An 18765-nucleotide genomic window follows, 5' to 3' on the forward strand; every position below is an offset into this window, starting at 1 on the left:
TGCAGCCAGCCATCCAGGGCCTGCCCACCGGCACAGCGGCCTACTGCTAAAGCGTTCGCCAGGCTCTCGATTGGCAACGCGTCTGTTTCAACCGTGCCAACAAAAAATGGAGCTTCCCCGCATGGCGAACGACTTTCTCTTCACTTCCGAATCCGTCTCTGAAGGCCACCCCGACAAGGTTGCCGACCAGATCTCCGATGCCATCCTCGACGCCCTGCTCGAGCAGGACCCGCGCGCGCGCGTGGCGGCCGAAACGCTGACCAACACCGGCCTGGTGGTGCTGGCCGGCGAAATCACCGCCAATGCCAACGTGGACTACATCCAGGTGGCGCGCGACACCATCAAGCAGATCGGCTACGACGACACCGCCTACGGCATCGACTACAAGGGCTGCGCCGTGATGGTCTGCTACGACAAGCAGAGCAACGACATCGCCCAGGGCGTGGACCACGCCAGCGACGACCACCTCAACACCGGCGCCGGCGACCAGGGCCTGATGTTCGGCTACGCCTGCGATGAAACGCCCGAGCTGATGCCCGCGCCCATCCACTTTGCCCACCGCCTGATGGAACGCCAGGCCGAACTGCGCAAGAATGGCACCCTGCCCTTCCTGCGCCCGGACGCCAAGGCCCAGGTCACCATGCGCTATGTGGACGGCAAGCCGCAAAGCGTGCAGACCGTGGTCATCTCCAGCCAGCACACGCCCGACATGAGCGTGGGCGACAAGATGAAGCCCGAGTTCATCGAGGCCATCGTCGAGAGCATCGTCAAGCCGGTGATTCCGGCCGAGATGCTGGTGGACACCGAATTCCTGATCAACCCCACCGGCCGCTTCGTGGTGGGCGGGCCGCAGGGCGACTGCGGCCTGACCGGCCGCAAGATCATCGTGGACACCTACGGCGGTGCCTGCCCGCACGGCGGTGGCGCCTTCAGCGGCAAGGATCCGACCAAGGTGGACCGATCTGCCGCCTATGCCGCGCGCTATGTGGCCAAGAACATCGTGGCGGCCGGCCTGGCGCGCCAGTGCCAGATCCAGGTGTCGTACGCCATCGGCGTGGCGCGCCCGATCAACGTGACGGTGTACACCGAAGGCACCGGCGTGATCGAGGACCATGCCATCGAAAAGCTGGTGCAGGACCACTTCGACCTGCGTCCGAAGGGCATCATCGAGATGCTGAACCTGCAGCGCCCGATCTACACCAAGACCGCCGCCTATGGCCACTTTGGCCGCAGCGAGCCGGAATTCAGCTGGGAGCAGACGGACAAGGCGGCGCTGCTGCGGGCGGCAGCCGGGCTATGAGACCTGATTGACGACCCTGAATACGAACGAGGCGCGCAAGCGCCTCTTTTTGTTCCAACATACGGGAGCCACTTGAAGTCACATCAAATATGATGTAATGTGATAGCAAATTTGATGCAGGAGCAAGTATGAGAACCACCGTGACGATTGATGATCGGCTGTACAGGCAAGCGCTGGAAGTTGCGGACGCTTCCATGGACAAGGCTGACCTGTTCCGGGAGGCCATCAAGATTTTCATCCAGGTGCAGGCCGGAAAACGGCTGGCCGCGCTGGGCGGCACCGCCCCTCAGATGCAGGAGATTCCACGCCGCCGCGAAAGTGGCGAGCAATGAAACAGGTTCTGGTTGACACTTCGATCTGGGTCGAACACTTCAGGCATGGAAACTCCACGCTGGTTGAGTTGCTGAGTCTCAACCGGGTCATGGCACACCCGCTCGTGATCGGCGAAATAGCCTGCGGCACTCCCCCCCAGCGGGACCAAACCCTGAGCAGCTTGTTGCTCCTTCCGCAGTCCCAGCAAGCAGCCTTGCCGGAAGTCCTCGATTTCATCCAGCGTGAACACTTGTATGGCCTGGGCTGCGGTCTGGTGGATCTGTTGCTGCTGTCGTCCACCCTGCTCACAGCCGGAGCCCTGCTGTGGACAGCCGACAAACGTCTTGCCAAGCTCGCACAACGATTTTTCGTCGCTTACGAGCCGGCATTGCATTAGGGTGCAGAGCGGATTCGATCTCGCCACGCAATTTTGAACCACCCAAGGTTTCGGGGAGGGTGATTGGTTAAAAAAAGAGCGCCGCACAAGCGACGCTCTTTCCAACTGGGTCAGCGGACCGGGATCAGAAGCGGTAACCCACTTTCACGCCCACGGCCACGGCGTTGTTGTCCTTGAAGTCGGCCTGATACGTTGTGCTACCGACATTGGAGGCGACCTGGGCCTTGGCATCCCCCAGCCAGAAGTACTTGGCGCCGACGCCCACGTAGAAGTTCTTGGTCGGGCTGTACTGCGCGCCGATGCCCAGGTTCCAGTTGCCCTTGGTCGGGCCCAGGGTGGTCACGTATTCGCCCGTGCCGCTGTCCCAGCCCAGGGACATGTTGCCGGCCCATTGCTCGTTGAACTTGCGGCCCACACCTACGGTGGCACTGTATTGGTCCTTTCCGTACTCGACCAGGTTGAAGCCGTTGGGCTTGCCAACGTACGGGCCAAGATCCTTCGAAACGGCGCCGAACTGGCCCGGACGGATGCTGAAGCTGGACCAGTCCACCCAGCGCAGGTTGGCAAAGGCCACCGTGTTGGGCGCCACGCCGCTTTGCAGGTCCAGGTTGACGGATTGCGGCGTCTTGATCCGCGTGGTGCTGCTGGTGCCGGCTGCACCGCCCAGCTTCTGGTAGTTGACGAAGTTTTCGGTGGTGTCCACATCATGCTTGATGGCCGAACGGTAAGTCAGCGCAGCGCGGAAGGCGATGTCGGGAATCTGGTAGGCGGCACCCGCCAGGAAGCCCCAGGCACCCGAGTTATGGAAGGTGGCGTCGTAGCCGTTGAAAACGGAGTAAGCCGCACCGCGCAGGCTCAAGTCACCCTTGACGGTCTGGTAGACCGGGCCGCCGTAGAAGTGCCAGTTCTTGTTGGGCTGGAAGCCGGCAATCAGGGAGAAACTCTGTGTGGTAACGCTGACGTTGGTCGCATCGGAACCCGTTGCCAAGGTCGAATACTTCGCTACGGCTTGACGTGCTGCAATTTGTTCGGGGCTAGGCGTGGGCGTGGGCGCGAGCAAACCCTGGACGGCCGCCTTGATCTGGTCTTGGCTCCATGTGGGGTTGGCGGCCGCCAGCTTGGCTGCCAATGGAAGCGTGGCAGCCGCCGCGCGCTCGGTCGGAGTGGTGGTAAAGATATTGGTACCTTCATAGGCAGCATCTGCACCGAACGGATGGTCGTACAGGAACGAGAACGACCATTGGTCATTGGCCTGGTACTTAACCGCTGCGGACGGGAAGGAGTACTTGTCCGCCATGTTGGGAATGGCGCGCTGCTGGCCACCGTTTTCCTTGCCCTCCACGGTCGGGAACAGGGACGTCCAGCCCAGTTCCACCAGGTTGCCCTGCTGGAACAGGGGGGCCACCGGCTGGCCGGAACGATCGAGGCCGGCTGCAAATGCACCCGTGACAGGCAGCATGGCCAGCAGAACGGCGGCGCCAATAGCATTACGTTTCATCTTGTCTCCTAAACTGTGTCCAAACAACGCTTTTCGAGTCAGCGTATCCCATTGATTCGCTGGATCAAATTGTAAAAAGCACGCGGAAAGTTCGAATAGGGACAATCCCGAACGACCGTGCTAAATCGTTGCGTTTTGGACACTGCCCAGCTTGATGGCAGACGCAAAAAAGCCACCCCGAAGGGTGGCTTTCGCGTAAAGCTCATTCAAAGCTGGCTCATGCCAGCCGTGAATTAGAACTTGTGACGCAGGCCAACAGCCACGTTCTCAGACTTGTAGGAAGCGCCGGTGTTGTTGCCAGCAGCGTCTTTCCACTTCAGGTCGTCGGTGCGGCCAACGCGAGCGTACACGTCGGTGCGCTTGCTGAAGGCGTAGTTGGCGCCCACAACCCAGTCGTTACCCTTGGCCTTGCTGATCAGGTTGCCAGCGCCGTCGTGGATCTTGACACGGTTGTGACCGTAGCCAGCCATCACGGAAGCAGCACCGAACGGCACGCGCACGCCGATGTTGGCTTCTTCAGCCTTGACCTTGCCGTTGGAAATGCCATTGGAGGTGCTACGCTCACGGGTGTTCACGTAGTTGGCGAACAGCTTGGCTGCGCCGAAGTCGTAGGATGCACCAACGCCAGCTTCAGTACGCTTGCTAACGTCGTTGGAAGAAGCCAGGGCGTTGGAGGTAGTGCCCTTGAATTCCTGGCCAGCGATACCAACCATCAGGGGGCCGTTGGCGTAGCTCACGCCCAGACCGTAGCCCTGGTACTTATCGGTGGTGTCTGTGGTCTTGAGGCCAGACACAACTTCGTTCGTGTCGGTGTCAACCTTGTTGTAACCAGCGAATGCCTGCACACCAACGCCAGAGAAGTTGCCAGCGTAGTGGATACCGTTGGTACGGTCAGTACGGATAGCACCGCTCACAGTTTCGAAGGAAGACAGGCCATCAACAGAGCTGGCAGCCAGCAGGTTGAACAGGGGGGTGTAGTCACGGCCCAGCAGCACGGAGCCGAAGCCACCCTGCACACCCACCACAGCGCGACGACCGAAGCCCACGCCGGAAGCACCGTTGCTACCCAGCGCGCCGTCGATAGCGTTGAAGCCCATTTCGTAGTTGAACACGGCCTTCAGACCGTTGCCCAGGTCTTCCACACCCTTCACGCCGATGCGGCTGCCCTGCAGACCGCCGGAGTTGAAGCCGGTCTCCTTAGTAACGGTCTTTTCCAGCACGCCGTTATTGAAACCAACTTCGGTGGATTTATTCTGACCAAAATACACGTCAGCCAGACCATACAGGGTCACGGAAGACTGAGCGGAAGCGGCGCCCACAGCAGCCAGAGCAGCGATAGCAATCAGAGATTTTTTCATTGCAAGTTTCTCCAAGGTTAAACATAGGGCACCGGTTCGTGGGCTTGCGCTGGCGTTGTGCCTTTTTTGCGCAGCCCCCGGTTCCCCGGGCCAACCTCCTTTTCGGAAGTTGTCTCTATTGCACCAGAGCTTCCCCCCTTCAGCAAAGGAAATCACACTTTTATCTGCGCATCGTTGCAGACCGACAACAGGTTTGTTGCCTCGAAGCGACAAAAACAGCCCGCGCTGGACAAGCGGCGCGGTTTTGTGCCAACTGGTGCGCCCCACCCGTACTGCGGCAACGCGGCACGCACCGTGCCATTGGGGGGCACACTTGAGGAATTGCTTTAAGTTCACCCCGTGGCGCCCCTCCCGCCACCGCATCGGGCAAACCGGCCCTTGCTGCTCCCGACTGGCCGCCGGCAAGCCGGGGCAGCGTTGCCGTCCGGGTATGGGTGGCACCACCGATCCGTGGTGCAATGGCAACGTCAGGCAGGCCGCGCCCGGCCCGGGTTCTCCCTAAAATGCCTGGTGTGACAGGCGGTGCTGCCTCGCATCGCGCCATCAACCCCCTGTTTGTTTATTAGCGCCTCATGCAACAACCATCCCCCCTGGACTCCTGGCTGAACGCCGCCGATGCCACCTTGCGCGTGCTGTTTGCTCCGCCCCATGCCAGCGCCCCCTATCCGCCCGAGCGCGAGGGCGTGTCCACCCTGGTGCAGGACGCCGCGCTGACCGCCGATGACAAGCGCCTGGCCGGTGCGCTGATGCGGGTGAACCATGTGGGCGAAATCTGCGCGCAGGCGCTGTACCAGTCGCAGGCGCTGGCCACGCGCGATCCGGAGTTGCGCGCGCACTTCGAAGAGGCGGCACGCGAGGAGATGGACCATCTCGCCTGGACACAGCAGCGCCTGAATGAACTGGGCGACCGCCCCTCGCTGCTCAATCCCTTCTGGTATGCCGGCGCCTTTGCCCTGGGCATGGTGATGGGCCGCGTGAGCGACCGCAACAGCCTGGGCTTTGTGGTGGAAACCGAGCGCCAGGTGGAAGCGCACCTGCACAGCCACCTGGAACGCCTGCCTGCCGGCGACGCGGCTTCGCGCGTGATCGTGCAACAGATGAAGGAAGACGAACAGCGCCATGCCGATGCCGCCCTCAATGCCGGTGCCGCACCCCTGAGCACGCCAGTGCAGGGCCTGATGCGGCTCGCCGCCAAGGTGATGACGACGGTGGCGCACCGCCTCTGACCGCCGCGGGCCGGCCCCGGCATTTTCCCGTCGAACAGCCCCGCTTCGGCCCGGGCAACCGGCTGGCCCCTACAATCAGCGCTCCGGATCTTTCAGGAGAGGCGCGATGGAATGCAGGGTGAGTTGGACTGGCGGCCTGGCCACACGGTCGGGCATGGGGTTTGTGGCCGAAACCGGCAGCGGCCATACGGTGATGATGGATGGCGCGCCGGATGCCGTGCGTCCGGAAAATGGCGGACAGAATCTGGCGCCGCGCCCGATGGAAATGCTGCTGGCCGGCCTGGGCGGCTGCGCCAGCTATGACGTGGTGCTGATTCTCAAGCGCGGGCGCCATGCCGTGGAGGGTTGCAGCGTGGCGATCGAGGCCGAACGCGCCGAGACCGATCCCAAGGTATTTACCCGCATCCACATGGCTTTCGAGGTGCGTGGCGCGGGCCTGCCGCAAGCCGCCGTGGAGCGCGCCATTGCGATGAGCCACGAAAAATACTGCTCTGCCAGCGCCATGCTCGGCCGCACGGCAGAGATGACGACCAGCCTCACCCTGATCGACAGCAAACAGGCTCAGCCATGACAAATTTGTGAAATTTTTCTGAATTTCTCGGAAAAATGCGGACTTAGCCCCCAAAGTGTTGCCAGGAAAGCACAGACGTTCGCAAAAAAACGAGGTTTTTGGGCAGCGCCGTGCATTTGGTCACGCTGCTTATGTGCACTGCAGCAAAATTTTGGCTAAACTTTGAACCGTTGCATTATTCAGTTTCATGCAATAGTTGTCTCCTCCACCCTCCTATCAGGTGGATTCAGCCCCAAGTCCACAAGACTTGGGGCTTTTTTTTGCTTCGTCGGGGGCAAGGAGACAAGCCCGGAGGGCAGGCGCGGCTGCCTGTGTGCGGCCCTCCTCCGGCGGCTCAGCGCCGGCGCAGATAGTGAACGCCGCGCTGGCCGTACATCTGCTGGCTGAGCAAGGTGTTGCCAGTCTGCACGGCAAAGGCCTGGAAATCGCGCTCGGCACCCGGGTCGGTCGTGATGACGCGCAGCACCTGGCCGCTTTCCATGGCATTCAGCGCCTTCTTGGCGCGCAGAATGGGCAGCGGGCACTGCAGACCGCTGGTGTCGATTTCGGTGTCGTGGTGCAGGGGGGTTGCGCTTGCATCGGTAGGCATGAAACAGGATCCTCAGGCGGGGAAGACACCGGTAGACAGGTAGCGGTCGCCGCGGTCGCAGACGACGAAGACGATAGTGGCATTTTCGACGGTAGCGGCCAGTTGCTGGGCCACCCAGCAGGCGCCGGCTGCCGAGATGCCGGCAAAGATGCCCTCTTCGCGCGCCAGCTGGCGGCACATGTCCTCGGCGTCAGACTGGGAGACCAGCACCAGTTCGTCCACCAGCTCGGGCGTATAGATCTTGGGCAGGTATTCCTGCGGCCACTTGCGAATGCCGGGAATGCGCGAGCCATCGGCCGGCTGCGCGCCGATGATGCGGATGGCGGGATTCTGCTCCTTGAGGTAGCGCGCCACGCCGGTGATGGTGCCAGTGGTGCCCATGGCGCTGACGAAATGGGTGATCTGGCCACGGGTGTCCTGCCAGATCTCGGGGCCGGTGGTCTGGTAGTGGATGAGCGGGTTGTCGCTGTTGCCGAACTGGTCGAGCACGCGGCCCTTGCCATCGGCCTGCATCTGCAGGGCCAGGTCGCGCGCGTATTCCATGCCGCCGCTGCGCGGGGTGAGGATGAGTTCGGCGCCGTAGGCACGCATGCACTGGGCGCGCTCGATGCTGAGATCCTCGGGCATGATGAGGATCATGCGGTAGCCGCGGATGGCGGCTACCATGGCCAGCGCGATGCCGGTGTTGCCGCTAGTGGCTTCGATCAGGGCATCGCCGGGGCGGATCTCGCCGCGCGCCTCGGCCTGCAGAATCATGGACAGCGCAGGACGGTCCTTGACCGAACCTGCGGGGTTGTTGCCCTCGAGCTTGCCGAGCACCACGTTGCCGCGTGCCGCGTTGGCCTGGGCGCCGATGCGCTGGAGCCGCACCAGCGGGGTTTTGCCAATGAAATGTTCGATGGTGGGGTAGTGCATGCGCTGCTCGCAGTGGTGTAGTGGCCACGCCGTGGGAACGGCTTTATGTCATAATTATCGGCTTGATTCTACTTCTCCTGCCGGAGTGGCGAAATTGGTAGACGCAGCAGATTCAAAATCTGCCGGGGGCGACCTCGTGCCGGTTCGATTCCGGCCTTCGGCACCAGTTATGGCACTGGACAACAGCCAGCAGACAAGCCCGCATACCCTCATCAGGCATGCGGGTTTTTCTTTTTTCCGGCGCGGACTTGGCGCACAAGGGCCTCTCTGCGACACCGGTGTGAAAGATTCATGACACCCCCTTCTGGCGTATCAGGGTTGCCCCTAAAATCCGGCTAACCCGCCCGTATCGGTCGGACGGTATCTGGATAATGCGGATTGCCCCGGCGAGAATCGGATACCAGAACCCACAGCCTAGGAAATTTCAACATGCGTGCCATCAAAGAAGCGCGGAAGTTCATCGAAAGCAACTCCAGCAGTGCCGACGCCATTACCCTGTCGCGTCTGGTGCTGGCGCTGGAGTCGGAAATCGACTTCCCGATCACCGACATCTATCTGCTGGACTATGACAAGTTCAAGCTGGCCCTGGAAATCCTGCAGGAGTGGCGCCTGGATCGCCACTTTGCCGGCAAGTCCCGCCTGTACGATGCCTCCATGCATCTAGCCGGCATGACGGCGGCGGGCGACGCTCCGGCCGCCCCGAAGGCTGCTGCCAAGCCGGCACCGAAAAAGAAGGCCGCCAGCACCAAGCCGTCCGAAACGGTGAAAGCCGCAGCCAAGGCTGCCAAGCCTGCTGCCAAGAAGGCAGCGACCCCGAAGAAGGCGGCAGAACCGGCCAAGGCTGAAGCCGTGCCGCCTGCAGCCGAGCCGGCAGCACCAGCTGCCGCCGCCAAGGACAGCAGCAAGTCGTAAGCACGCCGGCCCCGTCAGGGCCATACGTGACAACGCCCCGATGCCGCAAGGCAGACCGGGGCGTTTTTTTTCGTGCGTTGCGCGAGGCAGGCGCTCAGGCAGGCTGCGCGGCCGGCGCGGGGAGCAGCAACTCATGCACGCCATACAGGCGCGCCAGTTCGACGAGGCGCACCGGTGCCGCGTGCAGGTGCAGGCTGGCGCCCCGCTCCATCGCCTGCCGCTGCAGGGCCAGCAAGGTCGCCAGCGCCGAAGAGTCGAAGCTCTGCAGCGCACTTGCGTCGACCTGGGCCTGCTGCCCTTGCCCGCCCTCGCGCAGGCGCGCCATCAGGGCCTGCGTGACCGTGCCGGCGTTGGTGGCGTCCAGCCGGACCGGCAGGGCCAGGCTGATGACGGGCGTGCTGCCGGCGGAAGGCTCGCGGGTGGTCATGCTTACTTGCCGCCTGCGTTGGACTTGTTCTTGGCCGCCAGGGTGGCGATCAGACCGTCGATGCCCTTGGTGTTGACTTCCTGGGCAAACTGCTGCTTGTAGGAGTCGATCATCCAGACGCCGCCGATGTTCAGGTTGTAGGCCTTCCAGCCCAGACCCTTGCCTGGGGTGCGGGTCAGGCGGTAGTCGAGGCTGACAGGGTCGCCGGAGCCGACCAGCTGGCTGCGCACGACCACGTCATTGGCACCAGCGGAGCCAGCACGCATGGGCAGTACCTTGACCTCACGGTTGCCGACGGAGTTGAAAGCGCCGGCATAGGTGCGCACCAGCAGGCGCTTGAATTCCTGCTGCAGCTGGCCTTTCTGGGCCGGGGTGGCGTTGCGCCAGGCCGGGCCGACAGCCGAGGCCGTCATGCGGGCGAAATCGACATGGGGCATGACCTTGCTGTCGACCAGCGCGATGATCTTGTTGATGTCACCGCCCTGCAGCGCCCTGTCGGCCTTGATGGCAGCCAGGGTTTCGCCGGAAACCTTCAGCACCATGGCATCGGGAGCCAGGTCGGCGGCGAAGGACGGCGTGGCCACTGCAGCGGCCAGGGCGGCGGCACCAGCGATACGGGTCAGGGTACGGCGATTCATCATCATGTTCTTTGCTCCTTGTTGGTTGCGTGCACTGTGCGGTTTGCGCGGACAGGCATTGGATACCTGATCATGGCAAGGGTTTCCGCCAGCGCGGGGCCGAGTTGCAACACGGTGCAACGCCAGCCGTGGCGGCGATGTGCCTTGTTGCTTCCCTTGCCGTCATTGTTACAAATACTGTGGTTCAGCGGCGCCAGAAGTTGGTGCCCCAGTTCGGATCCAGATGCTCCAGCAGCTGCGGCACGGCGGGCACATAGTAGGGAGTCGGGCCTTTTTGCACCGGGGCGCCGCTCTCGGGTTCGAAGCCTTCCGGCGGGGGCTCGTAACCGTCGGCATCCGCGCCGGGGCCGGAGGGAGCTGCCGGGGTGGCTGGCACGGAGGCGGAGGCGGCGCCTGCCGGCGCCTCGCCCTCCATGCCTTCCGGCGGCGGCTCGTAGCCATCGCTGTCGGCGCCATCGGCAGGGGCCGAGGCGCCTGCGGACGCTGCCAGGGCCGCGCTGCGCTTGCCGGCATCGCGCGTGTGGAGGTAGGCATCGCGCAGGACGCTGTAGGGGTCGAGCGCGGCCTGGTTGAGCAGGTCGCTGGCATCGAGCAGCTGGGCACGCTGGTTGATCACGCTGAGGGCAGTGACCTGGTTGCGCGTGGGCACGTGCTCGATGGCACCGATGGGGTTGCCGTTCATGTCGACCGGCAGGGCCACGGTGTCACGCACGGTGGAGGGGCCAAGCAGCGGCAGCATCAGGTACGGACCGGTGCCCACGCCCCAGCGGCCGAGCGTGAGGCCGAAATCCTGCTTGACGCGCGGAATCTGCGCCTCGCTGGCGACGTCGAACACGCCGCCGAGGCCGAAGGTGGTGTTGATGGTGAAGCGCCAGAAGTTGTCCATGGCCTCCTGGCCCTTGAACTGCAGCGCGCTGTTTATCGCCGACCAGGCATCGGTCAGGTTGTTGAAGAAGTTGCGCACGCCGCTTTGCACGAAGTTGGGCGTGACCTTGGTGTAGACAGTGGCGACCGGCTTGAGCACGGCCTGGTCAACGGCGTCGTTGAACTTGTAGACGCCGCGGTTCCAGGGCTCGAGCGGATCGCGCGGGTGGGCGTTGGGGCCGGTGGCGCAACCGGCGAGTACGGCGGCGCTGCCGAGGCAGAGCACGGCGGTGGTGCGGCGCAGGGCTGTACGGCGGATGGCGGTGGACGGATGGTTCATGATGGGGCTCGAAACGCGGTTGTGAGCGGCGGCGCCGGGACTTTCTGGGATCGCAGTTGCTTAGCGTGCGGCTGCACTTGCCGCAGAGGCAGCGCCTGCAGCGGTGGCCGGATCATCGGCGCTTGCCTGACCGTGCACGGCAGACGCTGCGGGCGCGGCTTCGGCATCCGCCGGTGTTGCGTCTGTGGCCGGCTCGGCACTTTCGCTACCGGCCGGCGGCGTGCCGGCTTCGAGCGCCTTGCTGTTCATGAACTGGCCGATCAGGTTCTCGAGCACGACAGCGGACTGGGTGTTGGTGATTTTGTCTCCGGCTTTCCAGTTGGTGTCGCTGTAGCCGGCCTCGATGCCGATGTACTGGTCGCCCAGCAGGCCGCTGGTCATGATCTTGAGCGAGCTGTCGTTGGGGAAGTGGTAGCGCTCGTTCATGTCGAGCGTGACGGTGGCCTGGTAGGTCTTGTCGTCGAAGTCGATGCTCTTGACGCGGCCGACGACCACGCCGGAGCTCTTGACGGCAGACTTGGGCTTGAGGCCGCCGATGTCCTGGAACTGGGCCTGCACCTGGTAGCCGCCGCCACCACTGAGGCTGAGCAAGTTGCCGGCTTGCAGGGCCAGGAACAGCAGTGCGGCTGCACCCAGCAGCACGAACAGGCCGACCCAGATATCGATTTTGGAACGTTGCATGGAAGCTTTCCTTGGAATGCGGTCAGATGCTGAACATCATGGCGGTGAGCAGGAAGTCGAGCGCGAGCACGGTGAGCGATGCCACCACCACGGTGCGGGTGGTGGCGCGCGACACGCCTTCGGGCGTGGCCCGGGCGCTGTAGCCTTCGAGCAGGGCAATGAAGGTGACGGCGATGCCGAACACGAAACTCTTGATGACGCCGTTGGCCACGTCCTTCCAGACGTCGACCCCGTTCTGCATCTGGCTCCAGAAGGAGCCGGGATCGAGGCCGATGAGCTGCACGGCGACCAGCCAGGCACCGATGATGCCGACGGCGCTGAAGATGGCGGCCAGGATCGGCATGGCGATGACACCGCCCCAGAAGCGCGGCGCCAGAATGCGCTGCACCGGATCGACGGCCATCATCTGCATGGCGTCGAGTTGCTCGCCGGCCTTCATCAGGCCGATTTCGGCGGTGAGCGAGGTGCCGGCGCGGCCGGCGAACAGCAGGCCGGTGACGACCGGGCCCAGTTCACGCAGCAGGCTGAGCGCCACCAGCAGACCAACCGATTCGGACGAGCCGAAGCTCTTGAGCGTGTAGTAGCCCTGCAGGCCCAGCACGAAGCCGACAAACAGGCCGGAGATGGCGATGATGGAGAGCGAGTAGTTGCCCAGGAAGTGCACCTGATCGCGGATCAGGCCGAAGCGGCGCCAGGCGCCCAAGGAAGTGATGAGCCGCGCGAACAGGCGCGCGCCGGTGCCGAGGCGCACGATCTGCTGGCGGACGGCGTAGCCGATGTCGGCGGGATTGAGCATGCTCATGGGCGGCCTTTCTGGCGGGCGAGGCCGAAGTCTTCGCCCAGGGTGGGGCCGGGGTAGTGGAAGCGCACCGGGCCTTCGGGCTGGGCGTTGACGAACTGGTGCACCAGCGGATCGCTGCTGTTGCGGACTTCTTCCGGCGTGCCTTGCGCGGCGACGCCGCCATTGGCCAGGATGACGATGTGGTCGGCGATCAGGAAGGTTTCCACCAGGTCGTGCGAGACGATGATGCTGGTGAGGCCCATGGCGTCGTTCAGTTCGCGGATCAGGCGCGCGATGGTGCCGAGCGAGATCGGATCGAGACCGGCGAAGGGCTCGTCGTACATGACCAGTTCGGGATCGAGCGCGATGGCGCGGGCCAGGGCGATGCGGCGGGCCATGCCGCCGGAGACTTCGCTCGGCATCAGGTCGCGCGCGCCGCGCAGGCCGACGGCGTTGAGCTTCATCAGCACGATGTCGCGGATCATGGATTCGGGCAGGCGCGTGTGCTCGCGCAGCGGGAAGGCCACGTTGTCGAACACGTTCATGTCGGTGAACAGCGCGCCGAACTGGAACAGCATGCCCATGCGGCGGCGGGCAGCGTAGAGCTCGGTCTGGCTGAGCTTGCCGATGTCCTGCCCGTCGAACAGTACCTGGCCCTGCTGGGCACGTTGCTGGCCACCGATCAGGCGCAGCACGGTGGTCTTGCCGCCGCCGGAGGCGCCCATGATGGCCGTGACCTTGCCGCGCGGCACGTCCAGCGAGAGATCTTCAAGGATCTTGCGCGGGCCGCCGTAGCCGAAATGGACATGCTGCAGCTGTACCAGCGGCACGGACGGCTCGACCAAGGACTCGGGTGAAACGGATGACATACGCAGCATTCTAATTGGCGGCGGAAATCATCCTTTGGGAGCAGTGTGAATTTGTCGGCGCGCGGCGGTGGCAATACATTCTGTTGCGAACGGATGGACCATGAAAAGACCCCGTCGCCCATTGCATAATTACGGCTTTTTTATTATTTTCCATATTTTGATATTCCCTTGACGGAATAGTCGTCAGGAGGAATAATGCCCAATAAATGGGAAGTGGAATACACCGATGAACTCGGTGAGTGGTGGGCCGGATTGGACGAGACCGAACAGGAGTCCATTGATGCGTCAGTGCGGCTTCTGGAGGAAAGAGGACCGAACCTGGGCTTTCCGCACACCTCGGGAATCGCGGGGTCAAAGCATTCCCACATGCGTGAACTTCGTATTCAGCATGAAGGTCGGCCGTACCGGATTTTGTATGCGTTTGACCCTCGCCGCTGCGCCATCCTGTTGCTGGGCGGGGACAAGACGGGTGACGAACGCTGGTATGCAGTGCATGTGCCTATCGCTGACAGGCTCTACGACACGCACATCCAGACTTTGAAGAAGGAGGGACAGATCAATGGCCAGGAAATTCAGCGAATTGCGTGCCGGGATGTCGCCTGAATCCCAGGCACGCGCAGCAGCCCGCGCCGAGGCAATGCTCGTCGAAATGCAACTGCAGGAGTTGCGCAAGACGCGGAAAGTGACGCAAGTCCAGCTGGCCAAGGCGATGAGCGTGGAGCAAGCCGCTGTCTCGAAGCTGGAGCGCCGCGATGACATGTACGTCAGCACTTTGCGCGAGTACGTCAGGGCCCTGGGGGGCGAGCTGAAGCTGGTGGCCTCGTTTCCGGATGCAGACATCCTGGTGCATCCGTTCGAGCCGGCGCACTGAACTCCCTTATCTCAACCGCGGTGCAGCGCCTTGGCCGTTATGCGACAACGATTTCGCCACGCAGCGAATGCGGCAGCGCACTGGTGATGCGCACGTCCAGCATCTGCCCGATCAGGCGGTCGCGCTGCGGGCCGGCGGGGAAGTTGACGATGCGGTTGCAGGCGGTGCGGCCCATCAGCTCATTGGGATCCTTGCGCGAGGGGCCTTCGACCAGAATGCGCTGCACGGTGCCGACGCGACTGGCGCTGAGGCGGCGCACGTTTTCTTCGAGTTTGGCCTGCAGTTGCTGTAGGCGCTTGAGCTTGACTTCGTGCGGGGTGTCGTCATGCAGGTTGGCGGCGGGCGTGCCGGGGCGCGGGCTGAAGATGAAGCTGAAGGAGCTGTCGTAGCCGACGTCGTCGATCAGCTGCATCATCTTCTGGAAATCCTCTTCCGTCTCGCCGGGGAAGCCGACGATGAAGTCGCTGCTCATGGACATGTCCGGGCGCACGGCGCGCAGCTTGCGGATGATGCTCTTGTATTCCATCGCGGTGTAGCCGCGCTTCATGGCCATCAGGATGCGGTCACTGCCGTGTTGCACGGGCAGGTGCAGGTGGCTGACGAGTTGCGGCACTTTGGCGTAGACGTCGATCAGGCGCTGGGTGAATTCGTTGGGGTGGCTGGTGGTGTAGCGGATGCGCTCGATGCCGGGGATTTCGGCCACGTATTCGATCAGCAGGGCAAAGTCGGCGATTTCGTCGCTGTCGCCCATCTTGCCGCGGTAGGCGTTGACGTTCTGGCCCAGCAGCGTGATTTCCTTGACGCCCTGCTCGGCCAGGCCGGCGACTTCGACCAGCACTTCCTCGAACGGGCGGCTGAATTCCTCGCCGCGCGTGTAGGGCACGACGCAGTAGCTGCAATACTTGCTACAGCCTTCCATGATGGAGACGAAGGCGCTGGCGCCCTCCACGCGTGCCGGCGGCAGGTGGTCGAACTTCTCGATTTCGGGGAAGCTGATGTCGACCTGGGCCTTTTGCTGAGCGGTGCTTTGGGTGAGCAGTTCGGGCAGGCGGTGCAGGGTTTGCGGGCCGAACACCACATCGACGAAGGGAGCGCGCTTGATGATTTCCTCGCCTTCCTGGCTGGCGACGCAGCCGCCGACACCAATCTTGACGCCCTTGGCCTTGAGGTGCTTGACGCGGCCCAGATCGCTGAAGACCTTTTCCTGCGCCTTTTCGCGCACGGAGCAGGTGTTGAACAGGATCAGGTCGGCATCCTCGGGGTTGTCGGTCTTCTCGTAGCCTTGGGCTGCGCCGAGCACGTCGGCCATCTTGTCCGAGTCGTACTCGTTCATCTGGCAGCCGAAGGTTTTGATGAAGACTTTCTTGGGGGCGGTGGTGGTGTCGGTCATGGCGTCAGCGGTTCGTGGTGTTGATCCAGAGGCTGGAAAGGGGTGCCTGCGCAGGAATGGACCGGCGCTGGGCGTAACCGTGTATTTTATTCCGGACGCGGGATTTGACCAAGAGCGGATCACATGGGCGAGCAAAGGCCGGATGTTATCCCTTGGCGATGGCCTGCAATTGCCGCAGCGGCTCGCCGATGGAGCGAGCCGACTGCTTGTAATCCGCCCAGGGGCCGTTGCCCAGACGCAGGCGGTCTTCCACAGTCGCCACCGTCCAGTGAGCGCCGCCAGTGAGCTTGTCCAACTCATTCCAGCTGACGGGAACGGACACGCCCAGCCCCGCCCGGGCGCGTGCCGACCAGGCGCTTACGGTGGTGGCGCCGCGGCCGTTGCGCAGGTAGTCGGGGTAGATCTTGCCGACGCGGTTTTTCGGGCCACTGAGGGCGCTGAAACGATCGGGCATCAGGCGGGCGAGATGTTCGGCGAGGAGCTTGCTGAAACCCTTGACGGTGTCCCAGTCGTGCAGACGCTTGATGGGAGTCACGACGTGCAGGCCCTTGCCGCCACTGGTCTTGAGGAAGGGCTGTAGGCCCAGTTCGGTCAGCAGCGTATGCACGAGCCGGGCCGCTTCCTGCACGCGCTCCCAGGGCACGCCTTCGCCGGGATCGAGGTCGAGCGTGAAACGGTCGGGGCGTTCGATGCGGTCGTGGCGTGCATTCCAGGTGTGCAGTTCGATCACGTTCATCTGCACCGCGCCCATCAAGCCGGCTTCGTTCTCGATTTCGAGCAGGCTGGCGTGGCCGGGATCGAGCGCGGGATCCAGCAGGACGACGCCGGGCAAGGTGATGCGTTCGAGATGTTTCTGGAAGAACAGTTCGCCGGCAACGCCGTCAGGCGCGCGTACCAGCGCCACCGGGCGCCGGTCCAGGTGCGGCAGCAGCAAAGGGGCGACGGTCTGGTAGTAGCGGGCGAGATCGATTTTCTGCAGGCCGGTGCTTTTGTCGATGACGCGATCGGGGTGCGTGATGGTGATGCCGGAGAAGCTGGCTGGAGCGGGTTTTGCGCGAGTTGTGCCGGTGGACGCGGTGCGCTGCGCCTTCGATCGTGTGGCTGCCGAGACCTGCGGGTGTTCGGCCTGTCCTGGTTCTTCTTTCGGTGGTGCGATCGCCCGTTCGAAATGCACTTCGGCGGCGGGCTTGTCTTCGCGCAGGCCACGAAAGACGCCGTGGCGCAACTTGCGTTGCGGCGTCCAGCCGGCATGAGTAACTTGCGCGACGAGCTCAGGGCGGACCCAGTGAATCCTGCCTGGCAGGCGCGGGCTGTCGGTCAGGGGGCTTTCCGCGATTTCCAGCGCTTGCAGGCGCTGCTGCAGCATGGCGAGCGTGCGCGTATCGAAACCGCTGCCGACGTTGCCGGCATGCCGCAGGGCCCCCTTGGCATCGTGCGCAGCCAGCACCAGGGCGCCCAAATCGGCGCGTGCGCCCTGCCCTTCCGTGTAGCCGGCAATCACCAGTTCTTCGCCCTGGCCGCACTTGAGCTTGATCCAGTCCTGGTTGCGGCCGCTGGTGTAGTGCGCTTCGCGACGCTTGCCGATGATGCCCTCCATGCCCATGCGGCAGGCGCTGGCGATCAGGTCGGCAGGAGCAGCTTCGAAGGCCTGTGACAGGCGCAGGCACTCTTCGTCGGCGTCCATCAGTATCAGGTCGAGCTGCTCGCGCCGCAGGCGCAGCGCCTGGGTGCGCCAGTCGGTGCCATCGAGATGGAGCAGGTCGAACAGGTAATACACCAGCGCCTTGGTGCCTGCCCCGTCAAAGGCATTTTGCAGGGCGGCGAAGTCGGGCATGCCCTCGTCATCCACGGCAACCACTTCGCCGTCGAGCCAGGCTTGCCGGACCGGCAAGCGTGCCAGCGCTGCAGCGAGTTCGGGCATGCGGTGCGTCCAGTCCAGCCCGTTGCGCGTGAAGAGCCGTGCCTTGCCCTGGTCGATGCGCGCGAGCAGGCGGTAGCCGTCGAACTTGAGTTCCCAGAGCCAGTCGGCCAGGGCGTCCGGGGGCGCGCTGACCAGGGTGGCCAGCTGCGGCGACAGAGCTTCGGGGAGCGGGTCGGCCGGTGTCCCCTTGCGGCTACTTGTATTACTGCTGGTGCTGCTGCCCCTGTCATCGCTGGAGGAGTCAGCAAGATCGAGTGCGGTCTGCACCACCGAATCAGGCTCCGCATCGACGATGCTGTATTCGGCAGCAGCGCGCGCGTGCTCATCCTTTTCCTTGATCAGCAGCCAGGCCGGCTTGGCGGCATTGGTGTCTTTCTTCATGCGCACCAGCGCCCAGCGCCCGTGCAATTTGGCACCGTGGATGCGAAACTTGAGTTGCCCCTGCCGCAGCATGGCGTGTACGTCACCTTCCGGCTCCCAACTGCCACGGTCCCAGATGATGACGCGGCCCGCCCCATACTGGCCGGGAGGGATTTGTCCTTCGAAGGTGTTGTAGGACATGGGATGGTTCTCGACCTGCATGGCCAGGCGCTTGTCATGCGGATCGAGGCTGGGGCCTTTGGGCACGGCCCAGCTGTGCATGGTGCCGTCGATTTCGAGGCGCAGATCGTAATGCAGATGGCTGGCCCAGTGTTTCTGGATCACATATTGCAGCGTGCCAGCCTTGGTGTCGGCAACGCTGCCGCGGGGCTCTGGCGTGCGCGCAAAATTGCGTTTGGCCTGGTAGCGCGCCAAGGGCGTATCGGGGTCGGCTATTTCCGGCTCCGGTTCCTTCCGGTCGGGAATTTCCGGATCCGGCGCTTCGCGTCGCGGCATCTCCCGCTGGGGACGCTGGCGTCCTGGCG

20 protein-coding genes and 1 tRNA gene are annotated in these 18765 nt (G+C 63.5%); 9 read left to right on the forward strand and 12 right to left on the reverse strand.

Annotation, left to right across the window (positions count from 1 at the left end; genetic code table 11):
- The first annotated feature begins 121 nt into the window (after positions 1-121).
- The 3 genes from metK (at position 122) to ACX36O_RS11140 (ending at position 2009) form a co-directional block, all read left to right on the forward strand.
- A complete protein-coding gene (gene metK, locus ACX36O_RS11130; protein ID WP_488359785.1) occupies positions 122-1300 on the forward strand; it encodes a methionine adenosyltransferase in 1179 nt (392 codons plus the stop codon).
- A gap of 128 nt (positions 1301-1428) precedes the next feature.
- Complete coding sequence (locus ACX36O_RS11135) at positions 1429-1632, forward strand: DUF2191 domain-containing protein (RefSeq protein WP_091813055.1); 204 nt, start codon at positions 1429-1431, stop codon at positions 1630-1632.
- On the forward strand, positions 1629-2009 hold the full coding sequence (locus tag ACX36O_RS11140; protein ID WP_213361599.1) for a PIN domain-containing protein: 381 nt from the start codon (positions 1629-1631) through the stop codon (positions 2007-2009). Before ACX36O_RS11135 ends, ACX36O_RS11140 begins: the two co-directional genes overlap by 4 nt.
- Before the next feature lie 124 nt (positions 2010-2133).
- Here the strand turns inward: ACX36O_RS11140 and ACX36O_RS11145 are convergent, their stop codons facing one another.
- Entirely contained in the window at positions 2134-3507 is a 1374-nt protein-coding gene (locus ACX36O_RS11145) for an OmpP1/FadL family transporter (protein ID WP_488359786.1), read from the reverse strand.
- Between the two features lie 233 nt (positions 3508-3740).
- The gene (locus ACX36O_RS11150) at positions 3741-4865 is read right to left on the reverse strand and encodes a porin (RefSeq protein WP_488359787.1); all 1125 of its coding nucleotides are present in this window, start codon (positions 4863-4865) and stop codon (positions 3741-3743) included.
- A gap of 572 nt (positions 4866-5437) precedes the next feature.
- Here ACX36O_RS11150 and coq7 point away from each other — a divergent pair.
- Both coq7 and ACX36O_RS11160 read left to right on the forward strand, forming a co-directional pair.
- Positions 5438-6091, forward strand: a complete 654-nt coding sequence (gene coq7, locus ACX36O_RS11155) for a 2-polyprenyl-3-methyl-6-methoxy-1,4-benzoquinone monooxygenase (RefSeq protein WP_488359788.1) — start codon at positions 5438-5440, stop codon at positions 6089-6091.
- Positions 6092-6197: 106 nt separating this feature from the next.
- Complete coding sequence (locus ACX36O_RS11160; protein WP_488359789.1) at positions 6198-6662, forward strand: OsmC family protein; 465 nt, start codon at positions 6198-6200, stop codon at positions 6660-6662.
- 334 nt (positions 6663-6996) lie between these two features.
- Here the strand turns inward: ACX36O_RS11160 and ACX36O_RS11165 are convergent, their stop codons facing one another.
- Both ACX36O_RS11165 and cysM read right to left on the reverse strand, forming a co-directional pair.
- Positions 6997-7251: a sulfurtransferase TusA family protein gene (locus ACX36O_RS11165; RefSeq protein WP_488359790.1), complete on the reverse strand. Its 255-nt coding sequence runs from the start codon at positions 7249-7251 to the stop codon at positions 6997-6999.
- A 12-nt stretch (positions 7252-7263) separates the two neighbouring features.
- Positions 7264-8166: a cysteine synthase CysM gene (gene cysM, locus ACX36O_RS11170; RefSeq protein ID WP_488359791.1), complete on the reverse strand. Its 903-nt coding sequence runs from the start codon at positions 8164-8166 to the stop codon at positions 7264-7266.
- A gap of 79 nt (positions 8167-8245) precedes the next feature.
- Between cysM and ACX36O_RS11175 the strand changes: the two genes are divergently transcribed.
- Positions 8246-8332: transfer RNA gene (locus ACX36O_RS11175), tRNA-Leu, on the forward strand.
- Between the two features lie 263 nt (positions 8333-8595).
- A complete protein-coding gene (locus ACX36O_RS11180; RefSeq protein ID WP_488359792.1) occupies positions 8596-9078 on the forward strand; it encodes a hypothetical protein in 483 nt (160 codons plus the stop codon).
- Between the two features lie 94 nt (positions 9079-9172).
- On the opposite strand, the gene ACX36O_RS11185 is transcribed toward ACX36O_RS11180, so the two are convergent.
- The 6 genes from ACX36O_RS11185 to ACX36O_RS11210 all read right to left on the reverse strand — a co-directional run bounded on the left by ACX36O_RS11185 (position 9173) and on the right by ACX36O_RS11210 (position 13678).
- Entirely contained in the window at positions 9173-9505 is a 333-nt protein-coding gene (locus ACX36O_RS11185) for an STAS domain-containing protein (protein ID WP_213361609.1), read from the reverse strand.
- A gap of 2 nt (positions 9506-9507) precedes the next feature.
- A complete protein-coding gene (locus ACX36O_RS11190; RefSeq protein ID WP_488359793.1) occupies positions 9508-10149 on the reverse strand; it encodes an MlaC/ttg2D family ABC transporter substrate-binding protein in 642 nt (213 codons plus the stop codon).
- A gap of 178 nt (positions 10150-10327) precedes the next feature.
- The gene (locus ACX36O_RS11195; protein ID WP_488359794.1) at positions 10328-11347 is read right to left on the reverse strand and encodes an MlaA family lipoprotein; all 1020 of its coding nucleotides are present in this window, start codon (positions 11345-11347) and stop codon (positions 10328-10330) included.
- Between the two features lie 60 nt (positions 11348-11407).
- Positions 11408-12028 carry an outer membrane lipid asymmetry maintenance protein MlaD gene (gene mlaD, locus ACX36O_RS11200; protein ID WP_213361615.1) on the reverse strand — a complete coding sequence of 207 codons (621 nt, stop codon included), beginning with the start codon at positions 12026-12028 and terminating at the stop codon, positions 11408-11410.
- 22 nt (positions 12029-12050) lie between these two features.
- Positions 12051-12830: a lipid asymmetry maintenance ABC transporter permease subunit MlaE gene (mlaE, locus tag ACX36O_RS11205; RefSeq protein WP_488359795.1), complete on the reverse strand. Its 780-nt coding sequence runs from the start codon at positions 12828-12830 to the stop codon at positions 12051-12053.
- Positions 12827-13678 carry an ABC transporter ATP-binding protein gene (locus tag ACX36O_RS11210; protein ID WP_371686607.1) on the reverse strand — a complete coding sequence of 284 codons (852 nt, stop codon included), beginning with the start codon at positions 13676-13678 and terminating at the stop codon, positions 12827-12829. Before ACX36O_RS11210 ends, mlaE begins: the two co-directional genes overlap by 4 nt.
- 195 nt (positions 13679-13873) lie before the next feature.
- Here ACX36O_RS11210 and ACX36O_RS11215 point away from each other — a divergent pair, with 195 nt between their 5' ends.
- Positions 13874-14281, forward strand: a complete 408-nt coding sequence (locus ACX36O_RS11215) for a type II toxin-antitoxin system RelE/ParE family toxin (RefSeq protein WP_488359796.1) — start codon at positions 13874-13876, stop codon at positions 14279-14281.
- Positions 14238-14549 (forward strand): helix-turn-helix domain-containing protein, encoded by a 312-nt coding sequence (locus ACX36O_RS11220; protein WP_488359797.1) that lies wholly within the window; start codon positions 14238-14240, stop codon positions 14547-14549. The genes ACX36O_RS11215 and ACX36O_RS11220 overlap by 44 nt, the downstream gene beginning before the upstream one ends.
- A gap of 37 nt (positions 14550-14586) precedes the next feature.
- Here the strand turns inward: ACX36O_RS11220 and miaB are convergent, their stop codons facing one another.
- Together miaB and ligD are read right to left on the reverse strand one after the other, a co-directional pair.
- Positions 14587-15939 carry a tRNA (N6-isopentenyl adenosine(37)-C2)-methylthiotransferase MiaB gene (miaB, locus tag ACX36O_RS11225; RefSeq protein ID WP_488359798.1) on the reverse strand — a complete coding sequence of 451 codons (1353 nt, stop codon included), beginning with the start codon at positions 15937-15939 and terminating at the stop codon, positions 14587-14589.
- 145 nt (positions 15940-16084) lie between these two features.
- Entirely contained in the window at positions 16085-18736 is a 2652-nt protein-coding gene (ligD, locus tag ACX36O_RS11230) for a DNA ligase D (protein ID WP_488359799.1), read from the reverse strand.
- Positions 18737-18765: the final 29 nt, after the last annotated feature.

This window comes from Brachymonas sp. KE5, from assembly GCF_057773645.1.